Source organism: Tatumella citrea (assembly GCF_002163585.1).
GTDB classification, from domain to species: domain Bacteria; phylum Pseudomonadota; class Gammaproteobacteria; order Enterobacterales; family Enterobacteriaceae; genus Tatumella; species Tatumella citrea.
In genome coordinates this window covers 214,848-233,605 of record NZ_CP015579.1, presented here as the reverse complement: position 1 = coordinate 233,605, position 18,758 = coordinate 214,848, and the positions used below count along the sequence as shown (strand labels likewise).

The following is an 18,758-nucleotide window of genomic DNA, read 5'->3' as shown; positions in this document are numbered from 1 at the left end:
AAAAATTAGCAAAAAAAAACCCCGGACCAGCCGGGGTTGTATTTTAACGCAAAAACATCTTATTTATCGAATGATTCAGACATGGTGTTACCAGGGTTCTCAGTGCGCGGTTCATCAACCGGACGCGGAGCCTGAGGAGCCGGAGTACCACTGTTGTTGTCTGAAGAAGAACCATTGTTCTTAGGTTCTTCCCAGCCAGCCGGCGGACGTACTTCACGGCGGGCCATCAGATCATCAATCTGCGGTGCATCGATAGTCTCGTACTTCATTAATGCGTCTTTCATGGAATGCAGAATATCCATGTTTTCATTAAGAATGACACGAGCACGTTGATAGTTACTGTCAATCAGGTGTTTAACTTCCTGGTCGATAATACGAGCAGTCTCATCAGACATATGTTTCGCTTTGGCAACTGAACGACCGAGGAACACTTCACCATCTTCCTCAGCATACAGTAATGGTCCCAGTTTTTCTGAGAAGCCCCATTGCGTAACCATGTTACGTGCCAGATTGGTGGCCACTTTAATATCGTTAGATGCCCCGGTAGAAACCTTTTCGACACCATAGATAATCTCTTCTGCCAGACGACCACCATACAGCGTAGAGATCTGACTTTCGAGTTTCTGGCGACTGGCACTGATAGCATCTCCTTCCGGCAGGAAGAAGGTTACGCCTAATGCACGACCACGAGGAATAATGGTCACTTTATGCACCGGGTCATGTTCAGGAACCAGACGACCAATAATGGCATGTCCTGCTTCATGGTATGCCGTCGACTCTTTCTGAGCTTCCGTCATCACCATTGAGCGACGTTCAGCACCCATCATGATTTTGTCTTTGGCTTTCTCGAACTCAACCATCGACACAACACGTTTGTTACCACGGGCTGCAAACAATGCTGCTTCATTGACCAGGTTAGCCAGATCAGCCCCTGAGAAACCAGGAGTACCGCGGGCGATAATCGCTGCATCAATATCTGTCGCTAACGGTACGCGACGCATATGCACTTTAAGAATCTGTTCACGGCCGCGAACATCCGGCAAACCAACCACTACCTGACGGTCAAAACGACCAGGACGCAGCAATGCAGGGTCAAGAACATCCGGACGGTTAGTTGCAGCAATGACGATAATACCTTCGTTGCCTTCGAACCCATCCATCTCAACCAGCATCTGGTTCAGTGTTTGTTCACGTTCATCATGTCCGCCACCCAGGCCTGCACCACGTTGGCGACCCACGGCATCGATTTCATCGATGAAGATAATACATGGAGCAGCTTTCTTCGCCTGTTCGAACATGTCACGAACACGGGATGCACCGACACCGACAAACATTTCAACAAAGTCAGAACCGGAAATGGTAAAGAACGGGACCTTGGCTTCACCGGCAATCGCTTTCGCCAGTAATGTTTTACCGGTACCCGGAGGGCCTACCATCAGCACGCCCTTAGGAATTTTACCACCCAGTTTCTGGAAGCGGCTCGGTTCACGCAGGTATTCTACCAGCTCACCGACTTCCTCTTTCGCTTCATCACACCCGGCAACATCAGCAAAAGTGGTCTTAATCTGGTCTTCGGTGAGCATACGCGCTTTGCTCTTACCGAAAGACATCGCGCCTTTGCCGCCGCCGCCTTGCATCTGGCGCATAAAGAAGATCCACACGCCTATCAGTAACAGCATCGGGAACCAGGAGATGAAGATAGAAGTCAGCAGACTTGGCTCTTCAGGCGGCTCACCAACGACTTTTACATTTTTAGTCAGCAGATTATCGAGCAACTTGGGATCGTTGACAGGAATATAGGTCGTATATTTTCCACTGTCTTTTTTGATAACGTTAATTTCACGCCCGTTAATACGTGCCTCGCGGACCTGATCCTGGTTCACTTCCGACAGGAAAGTTGAGTAATCAACCCTCCGGCCATTCGACTCGCTGGGCCCAAAGCTCTGGAACACCGACATCAGTACTACCGCGATGACTAGCCAGAGAATCAGGTTTTTCGCCATGTCACTCAAGGGATTAACCTCATATTACAACGATGTTAACAGACAGCGTAGGGTACTATAGTTTGCGCCCAGTCGCTACAATGTACACTTCACGTGAACGTGAACGTGAAGCGTCAGGCTTCCGAATTTTCACTTTCGTAAACAGGGAGCGAATTTCCCGCAGGTATTCATCGAAGCCATCTCCCTGAAACACTTTCACTACAAAACTACCACCCGGCGCCAGAATATCCCGACACATATCCAACGCCAGTTCTATCAGATACATCGAACGTGGAATATCCACTGCCGGAGTACCACTCATATTCGGTGCCATATCAGACATGACGACCTGAACTTTCTCATCACCTACACGTTCCAGCAATGCTGCTAAAACCGCCTGGTCGCGAAAATCACCCTGCAGGAAGTCTACCCCTACAATAGGGTCCATCGGCAGCAGGTCGCAAGCAATAATACGCCCTTTGGAACCGATTTGTTGAACCACATATTGCGACCAGCCACCCGGAGCCGCACCAAGGTCAACAACCGTCATGCCTGGTTTGAATAATTTGTCACCTTGCTGAATTTCATCCAGTTTGAACCAGGCGCGTGAGCGCAATCCTTTTTTTTGTGCCTGCAGCACATACTTATCGCTAAAGTGTTCCTGAAGCCAGCGGCTGGAACTGGCCGAACGCTTTTTACCGGTCATAATTATTCCAACTAATTCGTGCTTGTCGCGAGAAATCATCACGTATAAGTCGTGTTGATTTGGCGATATACCAGAGATGGCGGTAGAATGAACCGTTTTCAATCCCTGAGTAAGTAAATAATACGATGAATCTGAGTACCAAACAAAAACAGCACCTGAAAGGCCTGGCCCATCCTCTGAAGCCAGTTGTCATGTTAGGCAACAATGGCCTGACAGAGGGTGTACTGGCTGAAATCGAGAGCGCGCTGGAACATCACGAACTGATCAAAGTGAAGATTGCCGGCGAAGACCGCGAAACTAAGGCTTTGATTGTAAATGCTATTGTTCGTGAAACCAAGGCCGCAGAAGTTCAGGTTATTGGCAAAATCCTGGTGCTGTATCGCCGCTCAAAAGAGAATAAAATTTCTCTGCCTCGCTGAATTTCTCTGCCGTACCGGTAACGGCGCCCGAAGAAATTGCCACAGCTGCGCTGTGGGTTAAAAGGCCGCACCTGCGGCCTTTTCCATTCTTTACATTTCATTCAGGCAACTTATGTTACCACGCTAAGTAAATCAATGCAGAGTTACCGCACATTTTTACCTATCCGCTGAGTCACTTAACCGCGAAAGTGACAATCTGTTACTTAAGCTTAGCAAGAGATTACAGGTATTCCACTCGCAGAATCTCATATTCCACATCACCGCCCGGGGTCTTAATCAGCGCAACATCATCCTGCTGCTTGGAAATTAATCCACGAGCCATCGGAGAATTTACAGAAATCAGATTTTGCTTAAAATCAGCCTCATCGTCACCCACAATCCGGTAAGTCGATTCTTCATCGGTTCCGGTGTTATAAACTGTGACGGTTGATCCAAAAATAACCCGCCCTGTGGCCGGCATTTTAGTGATATCGATGATCTGAGCGTTGGATAATTTTGCTTCAATTTCCTGAATACGCCCTTCACAAAATCCCTGCTCTTCACGGGCAGCATGATACTCCGCGTTTTCTTTCAGATCGCCGTGCTCACGCGCTTCCGCGATAGAGGCGATGATGCGGGGACGCTTCACAGTTTTCAGCTCTTCAAGTTCTGTACGCAGTTTTTCAGCACCACGCAGCGTCATAGGAACCTGACTCATCTTAAACTCCTCATTATCTTATGTGTAGAAGTGTCATCCTGACTGATGACTACAGAGAATAGCGCCCTGTAACGCATTAATTTCAGAATAAAACAAGCCTGCCCGGGGTATGTTTAACCACAGGCAAGCATCAGTTTTTCATTTTGATACGTATTTTACCCCGGAGTTCCCTATGGGTCATCGTTTACTTTGCCCCATAAGGGGACGTAGTATTGCGGCTTCCTCCGTCACTTAGCCCGAGATTATGCGATTTTTACGACTTATATCAGGATTGACTCTCGCTTTTACTCTGCAGGCTCAGGCCGCTATCCCTGTAGAGCAATATACACAATATTTGCCAAGCGGGACCAGTCTGGGGTTCCTGGCACAAAAAGTCGGCTCGCAGGAACCTTTAGTGGACTATAACGGCCAGCGTATGTCGTTGCCTGCCAGTACCATGAAAATTTTCACGTCACTGGCCGCGCTTCTGGAACTGGGTAAAGATTTCAGGTTTCAGACCACGTTTGAAACAAAAGGTAAAATCAGTAACGGTACATTACAGGGTGATCTGGTGGCACGCTTTGACGGTGACCCGTCATTCACCCGCCAGGATTTGCGGGCTATGGTCAGCAGTCTGAAAAAACAGGGTATCACTCATATTCAGGGCAACCTGGTCATTGATACTTCAGTATTTGCCAGCCATGACGCTGCGCCAGGTTGGCCCTGGAACGATCTGACTCAGTGTTTTAGCGCCCCACCGGGTGCCGCAATTATCGATAAGAACTGTTTTTCTGTTGCCCTTTACAGCGCAGATACTCCGGGACAGGATGCCTATATTCGTATCGCTTCCTACTATCCGGCCCATATGTTCAGTGAAGTGAAAACCATCGCCCCTGATTCCGGTGAAGGCCAGTACTGTGAGCTGGATGTGGTACCTGGCGAATTAAACCGCTATACCCTCACCGGCTGTCTGCGTAAACGTGCCGATCCTCTTCCTTTAGCTTTTGCAGTACAGGATGGTGCCGCCTGGGCCGGTGAAATTCTGCGTGATGAACTGCGACAGGCCGATATCGACTACAGTGGTCATCTGTTGCGGCAAACCCAGCCTACCCCGCCGGGTACAGTGCTTGCCAGTCATGATTCAGCGCCATTACATGACCTGTTGCACCACATGCTGAAAGTATCAGATAACATGTACGCCGATACCATTTTCCGTACCATTGGTCATCACTTCTTTAATGTCCCGGGTACCTACCGTGCAGGTTCTGATGCGGTGAGGCGAATACTGAAAGAGAAAGCAGGGATTGATTTGGGGAACACGGTACAGATGGATGGTTCGGGGCTGTCCCGCCACGATCTGGTCGCACCGACTACTATGATGCAGGCATTGCAGTACATTGGTAAAAATGACAGCACTCTGGACTTTATCAGTATGTTGCCACTGTCCGGACATGACGGAACCCTGCAGTATCGCGGCGGTTTACATGAAGCCGGAGTGGATGGCAAGTTGTCGGCGAAAACTGGTTCTTTGCAAGGGGTCTATAACCTGGCAGGTTTCCTGACTACCGCCAACGGCAGTAAAATTGCTTTTGTTCAGTACCTCTCCGGATATGCTGTGCCTCCTCAGGATCAGCGTACCCGCCGTGCTCCGCTGGTGCGCTTTGAAAGTCGTCTGTATCGCGATCTTTACCAGCAGTACTGATTCGACAAGTAAAAAGCCGCCCTCATTTCTGAGGGCGGCTTTTTTATGCTTCGGTTAACTTATCAGAAATGGGTATTCAGACTCATATAGAAAGTCCGTCCTGATTCGTTATAAGTATTGGCACCGGCACCGTACAGGTAACTGCTTACACCTGTTGTCGAGTTAATCGTACCTGTTGACTGCGAATTGCCTTCACGGAAATGACGCTTATCAAACAGGTTATCTATCCCGGCAGTGATGCTGACATTTTTAGTCGCATCCCAGGTCGCACTGGCACCAATAATGCTGTACGGGCTAACTTCACGAGTATCCGGGTAACTGACCACATTCCCCTGATAGTCGAGACGTTTTGGTTTTTGACGGCCATACCAGGTAAAGGTAGTTTCTAATGACAGATCTTCACGGGCCTGCCAGCTAACCCCGGAATTCAGAGTAAACTGCGGAATAATCGATAAGCGATCACCGGTCGTTTTGTTCTTACTCTGCAACATCCAGGTCATATTGTTATTCCAGCTGATGGTATCGGTGACCGGAATATTTAGCGTACCTTCCAGACCTTCCACTACAGCTTTAGGAACATTTTCCCACTGATAAATACGAGTACCGGAGCTGTTGGTACTTAACGGGCTGTAACCGGCTTCAATCTTGTTACGGTAGTCGTTACGGAACCAGGTCACCCCGGCCTGCAGGCCTGAATCATCCTTATATTCCAGACCAATTTCTTTGTTAATACTGGTTTCTGCTTTCAGATTATCGTTACCCATCAGATAACAACCGGTCGCTGACGAGCCATAGCATCCCTGACCTTTACTGTACAGAATATAGTTAGGGTCTGTCTGATAGAGGTTCGGTGCTTTATACGCCCGGGCAATCCCCATTTTCAGGGTAATTTTATCAGTCAGACTCTGCGACAGATTCAGTGACGGACTCCAGTTAGTTCCGGTGATTGAATGGTGATCGAAACGGAGTGCCGGGGTCAGTACGGTACTGTCGGTAATATCCATATTATCTTCAGCAAACAGCGAGAAGATTTGGGCGCTGGAATATGGATCACGTGTTCCGGTGCTGGTTCCGTCAATCGCACCACCGGTATTAGTACCGGTCAGTGACTGGCTGGTCGATACTCCGTCTTTCATCTTCTGCTGATTCCATTCGGTGCCCAACGTCAGGTTCTGGTTCACCAGCAGATTGAACGGAATACTGACTTCACTGTGCAGCAGTACATCACTCAGATCGATATCAGAGAATCCGGCATCAGTATTAAAAATACCCTCTGTCCCACCAGCCAGTCCTTCGGTGATCCTTGAGTTACGGGTTCTTTCATACTGAGCATAGGTATTGGTGCTGATCCCGTTATCCCAGACCCCGGTCCAGGTCAGTGCATAGTTCTGGCGATAAATACGGTTAGTCTCTTTACCGTACATCGATTTTACATAGGCTGAGGTATTGGTGTTCTGGGTATCACCGGAATACAGGTTGCCCTGACGACTGGTGCCTGCTTCAAATTCCAGATGTTGGTTATGAGCAAATTCCCAGTTCAGTTTTCCATGTAAGTCTTTATCAATAACCCCTTCACGCCCAGCCGGGTAACTGCCAGCATATGAACCTGTGCGTTCGGCTGAATGATCTTTGTTAATGTCATAAGCATCGGCCTGGGTTTTAGACAGATTGCCCCAGATACTGAGTGTCAGGCTGTCAGAAACCGGCCCCATCAGGCTGAAGTTAGTACGTTTGGTAGACCCTTCAGATTTATGCTGAGGTGCATTCAGATAGGTATTCCACGATCCGTGCCACTGGTTAGTCGCCTGTTTGGTGATGATATTAACCACCCCACCCATCGCACCATTGCCGTAACGAGCGGCCGCAGGGCCACGGATAACTTCAATACGTTCGATCATTTCCGGCGGAACCCAGTTGGTATCACCGCGGGTATCACGTTCTCCACGCCAGCCAAAACGGACCGAGTTACGGCTGGAAACCGGTTTGCCATCGATCAGAATCAGGGTGTTTTCCGGCCCCATGCCACGAATATCTATCTGCCGGTTATTGCCGCGCTGACCACTGGTGGAGTTTCCGGTCAGGTTCACACCTGGCATGGTACGGATAATTTCAGAGACATCGCGGGCTGGCGGGTGTTTGCGAATTTCGTCTGCAGTAATCGTCGAAACTCCCGGAGCCTGTAAGTTTTGCTGCCTTGCCGTGACCACAATCGTGCCACTGTCAGTATCAGTTTTGCTGACTGCCGTTTTTTTTGTCGCCTGCTGTTGGCTGGCCGGTGTGCCGTCATTAGTCGCGGTATCCGCCGCCAGCACAGGGTATGAAAAGAGTAATGCTGATGCCCCGAGTTCAAGGCAAATCGCAGTTGAAAGCAGAGATAATTTTTTCATTCGAATGATCCTGGTCTTTCACCATGCGCAGACCAGGCTGGCTGGAGAAGATCCGATTATTTAGCCACGTTTTTCATGAAATATTCAGCCACGACTTTGCGGACAGCTGCTTTTGCATTTAAGAAATACCGGCGGACGGCAGAGATGTGGGCAGCTTTTGTAACAGCAAAGACAGACGCCGCAACACCTTATTGCAAACAGAAATAATTATCAATATTATTATTAATTACTCTATTTTTTTAGCGATCTGAATATATCCCGCGAATGGCTATCCCTGACTGGTTTACCGAGCACCCCGGGAGTGAATCCTGGTGGCAACAACAGCAACAGCAAGGGCTTCCACGTATTTCGCCCCCTGCAGAGGGCGAATGTGAAGTCACTTTTCTGTGGCGAGACCCACAGGGTGATGAAGAGACCTCTGATTATCGCCATGTCTGGATTAATATCACCGGCATCACTGACCACCACCAGAAAACCCCCCCGCGCTCGCTGCAACGCGTTGCTGGCACGGATGTCTGGTACTGGCAAACGACTCTGCCTTCCTGCTGGCGTGGCAGCTACTGTCTGATTCCGGATACCACCTCTGAACAGCCTGGCGACACTGCCGATATCTTTCAGCGGCGGGAATGGTGGCGGGAGAAATTCACACTTGCCGGATATGACCCGCTGAATCCGCTTCGCCACTGGTCAGGTGGCCGGGGAATGTCAGTCTCTCCGTTACATATGCCAGATGCTCCGCCTCAGCCCGAATGGCAGCCGCTGGATCATCATCAGGGAGTGCAACTTTCACTGGAACAGTATCTGTGGGACAGCGCTCTGCTCAGAAATCAACGCAACATTCGGATCTATCAGACGGGTGAACCGGGTAATCCTTTGCGGCCGTTAGTATTGCTACTGGACGGACAATTCTGGGCCGGGGCAATGCCGATCGCCTCCCCCCTGCAGTCACTGACCGATCGGCAATTATTGCCACCCGCCATTTACGTGATGGTCGATATCATCGATCGTCAGCACCGTACCCGTGAACTGACCTGTAACCCGGATTTCTGGCAAGCCGTAGAACAGGAACTCCTACCGGAGATCACCAGATGGACCGGCTGGCATCCTGCAGCTGACAGAACCCTGGTTGCCGGCCAAAGTTTTGGGGGATTGTCTGCGGTATACGCCACATTACACAGGCCGGAAACCTTTGGTATGGCCGTCAGTCTTTCAGGATCCTTCTGGTGGCCGGGCCGCGGACAGCCTACCGGATGGCTGACTGAGCAACTGGAACAACATGCGTTCCCCGTCGCACCACGCCGGATTTATCTGGAAGCGGGTAAACGTGAGCAGGTCATTTGCCAGGCTAACAGTACTATGCACGACGTACTGCGCCAGCAGGAAATCCCTGTCACGCTGAAATTTATTGAGGGAGGTCATGATGCGCTGTGCTGGCGTGGCGGGCTGCTCAATGGATTACAGGCCATTCTTAATAATCATTCTGAGCCAGCCGGGGAAGGAATCTGATATGAACACTCTTCATCTTTTTGATCAGCCGGAAGCCTCTGCCAGTGTGCTGAAGAATCATGCGGGGCAATTCAGCCTGTGGCCGGAGTCTGTGGCTGTCCCTGCTGGCTGGCAGCCAGTCTATGGACCCTGCTCACAGGAACAATGCCTGTTATGGCTGGAAACCCACTGGACGGATATCCGTCCTACAGAACACCTGAGTACCGGAAGTCGTTATGTCTGAACAAACACGCTGGCTGCCACTGGTCGCAGCACAACCCGGGATCTGGCTTGCAGATCAGCTATCGCCTTATACCAATGCCTACGCGGTTGCCCATGTGACAGAATTGCGGGGCGCGATCTCGCTGAACCATCTTACGGCTGCGATCAGCCGTGGTCTGGCTGAGGCCGATACTCTGCATATGGTATTTGAAGAAATTGAGGGTGAAGCGATGCAGTGTCCAGGCCAGGTGCCGGTCATTGCCGCGGAGTATCGCGATCTTCGTGCAGACGCACATCCACGTGATAGTGCAGAACAGCTGATGCAACAAGACTTGCACAGTGATCTGCGACTGGCACCGGGTAAGCCAATGTATCGCAATCTGATTCTACAGATCGCAGATAATCACTGGCTTTGGTACCAGCGTTATCATCATATCGCTATCGACGGTTTTAGCTTCACAGCCCTGACTAAACGTATTGCTGATATCTACACAGCCCTGTGCCAGCAGAGTGATGTCGGGCCTTCTCCTTTCACTCCGTTCAGTGAGGTAGTCACTGAATACCTGGATTATCAGCAGTCTGCCGGCTGGCAACGGGATGCAGGTTACTGGCAGGAGAAGGTTAAAACATTACCTGCGCCGGTGAGCCTTTCTGAACAGCCACTGGGTGGGCAGACCCCTTCGACTAAGCTTATCCGCCTGCATCTGAATCTGGCAGCTACCGATCTGCAACCACTTAGTCACCAACTGTCGGCCGAACAACTGACTCTGACCGATGGCGCTATTGCACTGGTTGCGGTCTGGCTGGCACGGTTGACCGGTCAGCAAGCCTTCAGCAGTGGTTTTATCTTTATGCGCAGACTTGGCTCAGCAGCCCTGTGCGCTACTGGTCCGGTCATCAATGTATTACCAATGGCGATTGACTATCAGCCCGATCTGACACTGACTCAACTGGCCGCCCGGCTGGGTAAAGAAGTGAAGAAAAACCGCCGCCACCAGCGTTTTGACTCTGAACAGGTAATGCGGGATGCTGGGCGACACGGCGACAGTGATCCGCTTTATGGTCCGGTTATCAACGTTAAAATGTTTGATTACCAGCTCAGTTTTAACGGACTGCCAGCAGAAACCCGCCATCTCGCTTCCGGCCCGGTCCGTGATATGGAAATTGCTATTTACCCTGGTGAGTCTGGTGATTTAACCATTGAAATACTGGCCAATGCCGGGCGTTATGATGCCAGCCTGCTTCAGGAACATCTGAACCGTCTGCCACTACTTGCAGAACAGTTTGGTCAGTCGGCCAGCCTGAAATGTTCCGAAGCGACCATTCTGAATGCTAAAGAACAACAACAGCTTGCTGATATAGGTCAGGCTGAGCACCCTGTTCCGGCAACCACTTTATCCGCTCTGCTGGAACAACAGGCTCTGTCCACGCCTCAGACGATTGCTCTGGCCGATGTGCACCAGCAAATGACTTATCATGAAATGCACCAGCAGACACTGGCACTGGCGCAGCAACTGCAGCAGGCCGGGGTTAGTCGCGGAGATATTGTGGCTGTCGCTTTGCCGCGCTCAGTATTTTTGTCGCTGGCATTACAGGCCATTGTGCGGCTTGGGGCCATCTGGCTGCCTCTGGATACCGGTTATCCCGACGACCGCCTGCAGATGATGCTGGAAGATGCCGCTCCGAAACTGCTGATTACCGGACCTGAACTGGCCTCCCGTTTCGGTGCTGTCAGCAAAGTTGCTCAGTACCATTATGATACTTTGTTACCAGCGCTTTGCGGGCCATTGTCCGGTCCGGGACCGCTTCCGGGTGACGGCGCTTATCTGATTTATACATCAGGTTCCACCGGCCGGCCTAAAGGGGTACTGGTTGGTCATCAGGCTATCGTCAACCGACTGTTATGGATGCAGAATCACTATCCGCTCAATGATTCTGATGTGGTATTGCAAAAGACCCCGGCCAGTTTTGATGTCTCGGTATGGGAGTTTTTCTGGCCGCTGATCACCGGGGCCCGGCTAATGATGGCCCCCCCGGAAGCACACCGCGATCCGGAGGCATTACTCAGGCTGATCCTCGATTATCATGTCACCACGCTCCACTTTGTGCCTTCGATGTTGTCTGCTTTTATCTCATCGTTACACCTGGAAAGTGCATCGCTGGCTGCCCGCGAGTTGCGTCGGGTATTCTGTAGCGGCGAAGCTCTGCCTGCTGCTCTCGCCCGCCAGTGGCAGCAGTTATGCGGAACTGAACTGCACAATTTATATGGCCCGACCGAGGCTGCCGTCGATGTCAGCTGGTATCCGGCTTTTGGCCCTGAGCTGGCAGCAGTCACCGGCAGCAGCGTGCCAATCGGCTTCCCGGTATGGAACACCGGATTGCATATTCTCGATCAACAATTACAACCCGTACCGCAAGGTATTGCCGGGGAGTTATGGCTGAGTGGTATTCAGCTGGCACAAGGCTATCTGGGTCGTCCTGGCCTGACCGCCTCACGGTTTGTTGCTCTGCCCGGAGCCGAAGGTGAACGGATGTACCGTACCGGCGACGTGGTAAGACGACTGGCCAACGGCGCGATTGAGTATCTGGGCCGGAATGATGATCAGCTGAAAATTCGTGGGCAGCGTATTGAGTTAACTGAAATTGATCATGTTCTGCTTGAACTTCCTGGCATACAGCAGGCGGTGACACTGGCGAGGGTTCTGCAGGAAAACCAGAGTAATGACCAGCGTTGGGAAGATGCCCGCCAGCTAATTTCTTATGTAATAAGCGATCAGCCGGTAGACACAGAGCAACTGCGATCTCAGTTGGCAGCACACTTGCCAGCGCATATGGTGCCTGTCGCGATTATGCAGGTTGATGCTTTCCCCCTGAGCAATAACGGAAAACTGGATCGCAAAGCGTTACCATTGCCGGCCCTGCGTACCGATAAACCACAACGGGAGCCAGCTATCGGGCTGGAAAGTGATCTGGCCGGGGAATTTGCCGCTATTCTTGGTTGCGAGACGCTGTTTGCTACAGATGACTTTTTCGCTCTTGGCGGGCACTCACTACTGGCAATGCGCCTGGCGGCACGGTTACGTAAAAAATTACATCAGCACATCACCGTTGGGCAGATTATGGTCGCGCCGAGCGTCGAAAAGCTGGCTCAGTTACTGACAGCACCACAACAGGATAAGGCTGATGAAGCCGGACATTCTCCGCTTCTGCCATTACGGGAAAGCAATGGTCCGCGGCTATTCTGCTTCCATCCGGCATCCGGATTTGCCTGGCAGTTCAGTGTTCTGCGCCGCTATCTGGCGGCCCACTGGTCGGTCACCGGCATCCAGTCGCCAACCGCAGACGGTATTCTGCAACACAGCCAGCATATCGATGATGTCTGTGATGCGCATTTGCAACTGATTCGCCAGCAGCAACCTCATGGACCGTATTACCTGATCGGCTATTCTTTGGGCGGGACACTCGCTCAGGGCGTGGCAGCCCGGCTGGAAGCTGCCGAGGAACAGGTCGCTTTCCTTGGGTTGCTGGATACCTGGCCACCGGAAACTCAGAACTGGGATGAGCGTCAGGGCAAAAATGTACTGGATCCTGAAGTACTGGCTGAAGTTGACCGCGAGCGTGAGCAATTTATGCAGAGCCAGCGGAAAATGGCCGGTGAAGATATGGCCGGGATGTTTGAGGTGATTAGTGCCAACTATGCCAGCGCGGTCAGATTACTTACCACTGCAGTCAGTGCCAGGTTCGGGGGGAAGGCGACCATGTTCCTGGCCGAAAAAACCCGCCAACAGGGAATTGATGCACAGCAATGCTGGGCACCTTATATCCACCAGCTGGAAGTCGTCCCTGTTAACTGCGCCCATTCAGAAATATTTTCCGAGGCGGTTTTCGCGATGATAGGTCCGGAAATCAACGTTCGGCTGGAAAGTCTGCTGAAATAACCCTGCATTGCCGGAAGCAGCAATGCTTCCGGCTGAGGGCAAGGTTACAGCGTTTGCTGCTCTCTTCCCAATGGCACAATCATCGGCGTTCCTGCCACCGGATCGCTGATGATCACACACTTCAGCCCGTACACCTGCTCAATCAGCTCCGGCGTGACAATATCTGAAGGTTTTCCCCGGGCAATAATCTTTCCGTCACGCATGGCTATCAGATGGGTAGCATACCGGCAGGCATGATTCAGCTCATGCAGTACCACCACCAGGGTTCTGCCATGCTGGCGGTTAAGGGAGCGCATCAGCTCCATTAGCTCTATCTGATGAGTGATATCCAGCCAGGTGGTGGGTTCATCGAGTAACAACAGCGGGGTTTGCTGTGCCAGTACCATTGCGATCCACACCCGCTGGCGCTGACCACCAGACAAGGTGTCCACCGTCTGTTCTGCCAGATGATCAACACTGGTGGCCTGCATTGCCTGTTCTACGGCCTGTGCATCCTCACTACGCCAACGACCAAACAACTGCTGATGCGGATACCTGCCGCGTGAGACTAATTCACGTACCGTGATACCGGCAGGCGAATTGGGAGATTGGGGTAATAGTCCCAGACGCCGCGCAATTTCTTTGGTCGGATAGCTGCTAATCGCCTCACCATCCAACACCACCTGCCCTTCCAGCGGGGTGAGTAAACGACTTAGCGTGCGCAGCAGAGTAGATTTCCCGCAGGCATTCGGGCCAATAATTACTGTCAATTCTCCCTGCGGAATTTCCACAGACAAATCCCGGGCAATGATTTTCTTATCATAACCGAGAGTCAGATGGTTCCCCAGCAAGGGTGATTGTTTGTCGGTCATTTGCGGCGGGCCTCTCTGACCAGTAAGCTCATTAAGTACAACCCGCCCAGACTGACCGTGACGACACCGACCGGCAGCTGATACGGAACAAAAACATGGGTGGCAATGTAGTCTGCCGCCAGTAGCAGGGCAGCACCACTGAATGCACTAACGATTAGTTGATAGCGTCCATGACGACACAGGCGGCTGGCAATTTGTGGTGCGACCAGCGCGACAAACGACACCGGGCCTATCAACGCAGTTGAGACAGCCGTCAGTACCACACCTACCAGCATCAATAACATACGGCTACGCTCTACCGGAATACCTAAGGCAGCGGCCATATCATCGCCCATTTCCAGCAAACGCATACACTTTGCCAGCAACGCAGTGGCAACCGTTGCCAGCAGTAAAATCAGAGCTACCGGTGGCAGGCTGTTCCAGCTGATACCGTTTAGTGAACCGGCACTCCATAATCCGGCGGACAATGCGGTATCCAGTGAAGCCGTTGTGATAAGCCAGCTGTTAAGAGACATCAGCAACGCGCGAATACCAATCCCGACGATGATCAACCTGAAGGTTGCTACCCCATGACGCCAGGAAAAAAGATACACCAGTGCTGCAGTCACCAAACCTCCTGCCAGTGCGGCCAGTGCTAATATCGCAGGCTGACCTGGCAGAAATACCATCGCCAACAATACCGCCGAAAATGCCCCTGTATTAAATCCCAGGACATCTGGACTACCCAATGGGTTTCGCAGTAATGACTGGAAAATGGCACCACTAAGTGCCAGTGCAGCGCCGGTAATCAGTGCGGCCACAACTCTCGGAAGCCGCCAGTCGACAACCACCATAGTAATGCCCCGGGGCGCGTCCCCTTTCAGTACCTGCCACAGTTGGTCGCTGCTGACCGGTAAAGTGCCCCGGGTCAGCGACATAAAACTGAGTATCAGCAGTACCAACAGCAAAGCGGCCAATACTGTCAGGTTACGGGACTTCATCAGACACCTCCCTGAGACTGACGACGTATCAGTAAAATCAGCACCGGCGCACCAATTAACGCGGTGACGATGGAAACCCGCAGTTCTCCCACCGCCAGAAAGCGGCCGGTAATATCAGCGGCCAGAAGCAAACAGGGAGTGAGCAGCAAGGTGACCGGCAATAACCGCCGGTGATCAGCACCGGTCAGGAAACGTCCCAGATGTGGCGCCATCAGGCCGACAAATGCTATTGGCCCGGTCAGAGCTGTTGCGGAACCAGCCAGCAGTGCTACCGCCAGCAGCCCCATAATCTGGGTGCGTAAGACACGGGTACCGAGCGTTACTGCAAGATCCCCCCCCATACTCAGATTATTCAGTGATTTACTCAGCAGCAGCGACAGCAATGCTGCAAGGATAATTGCCGGAGAGATCACCGCCAGCGAAGTAAACTGACGAATATCCAGCGATCCGCTGAGCCAGAACCGCAAATGGTCATAAATTTCAGGGTTCATTAGTGACAGGCCGTTAGTCATGCCCTCCAGCACTGCGGCCAGGGCAACTCCGGCCAAAGTAAGTCGCACCGGGTTTACCCGCCCTCCGGCAGCAGCACCGGTCAGCGCTACGATCAATAAGGCAAGGATCGCCCCGCTGAAAGCAAATCCGAGCCAGGCCAGAGGGGTATCAGCGCCAGTCAGGGCAATGCCCAGAACAATAGCGAAGGATGCACCGGAATTGACCCCGAGAATGCCAGGGTCAGCCAGCGGATTACGGGTGAGCGTCTGCATTAACGCACCGGCCAGCCCGAGAGAGATACCTGCTGCAATCCCAGCCAGTGTTCTGGGCAGCCGGGCAAAGCGGATAATGGTACAGTCCTGAGACAAACAGTGCTCAGGGGAAAACAGTGACTGCCAGGTCTCCGTGACCGGAATCATTTTTGATCCTGCAATCAGGCTCAGTACGGTTAACAGAATAAATAACAGCAACAGCAAGATCAGCAAATACGGTTGACGCATAACCTTCGGAACCTTCAACGAACTGGAAATGCCACCCTTGCAAAGAAATTAAGCGGCCACTGGCCAGAGAAAACGGTACTGTTGTACCGCTTTCTCTCACACTCAATGCGCGAACTGATGCTGCAGGGTAGTCAGCAGATGGCTGGCACTATAATAATCCAGACGGAAATTGTCACTGCCCATTGCGTAGACTTGCTTGTTACGGACAGCATCCGTTTGTGAAAGGAACTGATCATTCAGGACCTGAGGCACAGTAGTGTCAGTACTGGCAAATAGCAGCCAGCTTTTACCTGCCAGCCCGGCAGCCAGATTTTCACCGGACAACTGAATGATATCCTTACGGTGCCCCATGCTGAAATTACCGGTGACAGACGCAGGTGGGGTTGCGAGAGTAAAGCCCAGTTGCTCCAGTAATTTGCCCTGAGCAGACTCACTGGTCCACAGATTCACTTCACGACCACCGCCATTCCAGACCATTGCTGAAACTGGTTGCGGAGGAAGATGCAGTTCTGATTTCAGCGCTTTTTCACGCTGATCAAACTCTGCAACTTTCTGAGCAGCCTGTGCCTCATGGCCTGTCGCCTTGCCCAGTTCAGTGACTAATTGCTGCCAGCTCTTATCATCGTAGTTCACCACCAGCACCGGAGCGATTGCCGATAACTGACTGACCAGTTTAATTGCACTGTCATTTCCGGTGGCGCTGACCAGAATCAAATCCGGAGCTTCACTGGCAATACTTTCAGCATTAGGCTCGCCAATATACAGACGCTTCACCTGCCGTTGTTTCGCAATATCTCCCCACTGGCGGAAGAAGCCCTGGGAATCAGTAAAACGACTGTTCGGCGCGGTCGCACCGCTGCCAATCACAGGAGCATCAATCGCCAGTAATGATCCGGTCAACGTCACACTGGTCGAGACAATGCGCTTAGGCTCATGTTGTAAAGTGATGGTGCCGTTTTCACCTTGAATCTGCCGCGGCCACCCTTCCATGGCACTGATTTGCATACTTAAAGGCAGCAAAAACACCATCAACAACCATTTATAACCTGAGTGTACTGTTTTCATGTTTTTTTCCCGGAATTTCCAGTTGAGACTTTTCGCATAAACTGCGGATTTTTACCTGCAAAGGACGATTTCGTTGACACATTACACGGATCCGGTTAGGTTACACGAAACAATACAAATGATAATCATTATTAGACATTTTATCATTTCAGGATGCAACTATGCTAGAAAAGGAACAGGCTGAAAATCCCTGCTTTAGGGAATTTCCCTCCTTAAAAGGCCGTTTTCTGTTTACGTCAGGCTGGCGAAGCCTGATTACTGATGGCTGTTTTCAACGTCTTACTCTGCCATTGTCCGGTGTAAGCCCTCAGCTTTCTGCCAGCGCGGAAAGTCTTGAAACTGCATTCCGCCATGCTCGTGCCTCCGGTATTTCACGGCCGGTTGTTGTCGGTGCAATTCCGTTTGATACCCGTCAACCGTCAGAATTATTTATTCCGGAAAGCTGCGAGTTTTTCGACCGCCGGCATCTGACTGCTGTCGCAACCGCGCCGCTGGCTTCTCCGGCAGAACAGACATTGCATGTCCGCCAGGTACCGGAAAAAGCCGTATTTACCTCAATGGTTGCCCGTGCAGTAGATGCGATGAAACGTGGTGAACTGGATAAAGTAGTATTATCACGCCTGCTGAACATTCACAGTCCTGAGTCTATGGACCTGCAGACACTAATGTCACAGATTGTGCAGCAAAATCCGGATAACTATCATTTCCACGTTCCGTTATCTTCCGGAGCGACACTGCTGGGTGCAAGCCCGGAATTATTACTGAGAAAACAGGCAGATCATTTTTATTCCTGCCCACTGGCCGGTTCGGCCAGGCGTGACAGTGATCCGCAACTGGATCAACAATCCGGCCAGGCGCTGATGAATTCCACCAAAGACCGCCATGAGCACCGGCTGGTGACTGACGCCATGCGCGATACTCTGCAACCGGTCAGTGAGACTTTATCGGTCCCTGAAGTGCCTGAACTGGTCACGACCGGAACGCTATGGCATCTGGCAACATCTATACAGGGCACCGTTAAGCACGGTCATACAAGTGCTTTGTCACTGGCCGCCTTGTTGCACCCGACACCAGCTCTGAGTGGTTTCCCACACCCGCAGGCACTCTCCTTAATACGCCAGTTGGAACCTTTTGATCGCCACCTGTTTGGCGGCATGGTGGGATGGTGCGATGACCAGGGGAATGGCGAATGGGCCGTCACAATACGTTGTGCCACCGTTGATAAGCAGGATATCACCCTGTTCGCCGGAGCCGGTATTGTCCCGGCATCAGATCCGGAATCCGAATGGCTGGAAACCGGCGTGAAACTTACAACAATGCTGAAAGCTTTCGGGCTTGATCAATCAAGGTAAT

14 protein-coding genes are annotated in these 18,758 nt (G+C 51.6%); 6 read left to right on the top strand and 8 right to left on the bottom strand.

Annotated features, from left to right (window positions below):
- Nucleotides 1–59 precede the first annotated feature (59 nt).
- A complete protein-coding gene (ftsH, locus tag A7K98_RS01245; RefSeq protein WP_087486924.1) occupies nt 60–2,003 on the bottom strand; it encodes an ATP-dependent zinc metalloprotease FtsH in 1,944 nt (647 codons plus the stop codon).
- A 55-nt stretch (nt 2,004–2,058) separates the two neighbouring features.
- Complete coding sequence (gene rlmE / locus A7K98_RS01240; RefSeq protein WP_087486923.1) at nt 2,059–2,688, bottom strand: 23S rRNA (uridine(2552)-2'-O)-methyltransferase RlmE; 630 nt, start codon at nt 2,686–2,688, stop codon at nt 2,059–2,061.
- Nucleotides 2,689–2,813: 125 nt separating this feature from the next.
- On the opposite strand from rlmE, the gene yhbY reads away from it, so the two are divergent.
- On the top strand, nt 2,814–3,107 hold the full coding sequence (gene yhbY, locus A7K98_RS01235) for a ribosome assembly RNA-binding protein YhbY (protein WP_087486922.1): 294 nt from the start codon (nt 2,814–2,816) through the stop codon (nt 3,105–3,107).
- A gap of 220 nt (nt 3,108–3,327) precedes the next feature.
- On the opposite strand, the gene greA is transcribed toward yhbY, so the two are convergent.
- Nucleotides 3,328–3,804, bottom strand: coding sequence for a transcription elongation factor GreA (gene greA / locus A7K98_RS01230; protein WP_087486921.1), 477 nt, complete (start codon nt 3,802–3,804; stop codon nt 3,328–3,330).
- A 244-nt stretch (nt 3,805–4,048) separates the two neighbouring features.
- Here greA and dacB point away from each other — a divergent pair, with 244 nt between their 5' ends.
- Nucleotides 4,049–5,485, top strand: coding sequence for a serine-type D-Ala-D-Ala carboxypeptidase (gene dacB / locus A7K98_RS01225; RefSeq protein WP_087486920.1), 1,437 nt, complete (start codon nt 4,049–4,051; stop codon nt 5,483–5,485).
- A 62-nt stretch (nt 5,486–5,547) separates the two neighbouring features.
- Here the strand turns inward: dacB and A7K98_RS01220 are convergent, their stop codons facing one another.
- Nucleotides 5,548–7,872 carry a TonB-dependent siderophore receptor gene (locus A7K98_RS01220; RefSeq protein WP_087486919.1) on the bottom strand — a complete coding sequence of 775 codons (2,325 nt, stop codon included), beginning with the start codon at nt 7,870–7,872 and terminating at the stop codon, nt 5,548–5,550.
- Between the two features lie 264 nt (nt 7,873–8,136).
- Here A7K98_RS01220 and fes point away from each other — a divergent pair, with 264 nt between their 5' ends.
- The 3 genes from fes to A7K98_RS01205 are packed head-to-tail and all read left to right on the top strand — an operon-like array spanning nt 8,137 to nt 13,517.
- Complete coding sequence (gene fes / locus A7K98_RS01215; protein ID WP_087486918.1) at nt 8,137–9,378, top strand: enterochelin esterase; 1,242 nt, start codon at nt 8,137–8,139, stop codon at nt 9,376–9,378.
- A 1-nt stretch (nt 9,379) separates the two neighbouring features.
- Nucleotides 9,380–9,601 (top strand): MbtH family protein, encoded by a 222-nt coding sequence (locus tag A7K98_RS01210; protein ID WP_087486917.1) that lies wholly within the window; start codon nt 9,380–9,382, stop codon nt 9,599–9,601.
- On the top strand, nt 9,594–13,517 hold the full coding sequence (locus tag A7K98_RS01205) for an enterobactin synthase subunit F (protein ID WP_087486916.1): 3,924 nt from the start codon (nt 9,594–9,596) through the stop codon (nt 13,515–13,517). Before A7K98_RS01210 ends, A7K98_RS01205 begins: the two co-directional genes overlap by 8 nt.
- A gap of 44 nt (nt 13,518–13,561) precedes the next feature.
- Here A7K98_RS01205 and A7K98_RS01200 read toward each other — a convergent pair whose 3' ends face one another.
- The 4 genes from A7K98_RS01200 to fepB form a co-directional block, all read right to left on the bottom strand.
- Nucleotides 13,562–14,368, bottom strand: coding sequence for an ATP-binding cassette domain-containing protein (locus tag A7K98_RS01200; RefSeq protein WP_087486915.1), 807 nt, complete (start codon nt 14,366–14,368; stop codon nt 13,562–13,564).
- Nucleotides 14,365–15,348 carry an iron-enterobactin ABC transporter permease gene (gene fepG / locus A7K98_RS01195; protein ID WP_087486914.1) on the bottom strand — a complete coding sequence of 328 codons (984 nt, stop codon included), beginning with the start codon at nt 15,346–15,348 and terminating at the stop codon, nt 14,365–14,367. The genes A7K98_RS01200 and fepG overlap by 4 nt, the downstream gene beginning before the upstream one ends.
- Nucleotides 15,348–16,370 carry a Fe(3+)-siderophore ABC transporter permease gene (gene fepD / locus A7K98_RS01190; protein ID WP_232461621.1) on the bottom strand — a complete coding sequence of 341 codons (1,023 nt, stop codon included), beginning with the start codon at nt 16,368–16,370 and terminating at the stop codon, nt 15,348–15,350. The genes fepG and fepD overlap by 1 nt, the downstream gene beginning before the upstream one ends.
- 72 nt (nt 16,371–16,442) lie before the next feature.
- Entirely contained in the window at nt 16,443–17,369 is a 927-nt protein-coding gene (fepB, locus tag A7K98_RS01185) for a Fe2+-enterobactin ABC transporter substrate-binding protein (protein WP_232461620.1), read from the bottom strand.
- 197 nt (nt 17,370–17,566) lie between these two features.
- Here fepB and A7K98_RS01180 point away from each other — a divergent pair, with 197 nt between their 5' ends.
- A complete protein-coding gene (locus A7K98_RS01180) occupies nt 17,567–18,757 on the top strand; it encodes an isochorismate synthase (protein WP_087486911.1) in 1,191 nt (396 codons plus the stop codon).
- Nucleotide 18,758 lies beyond the last annotated feature (1 nt).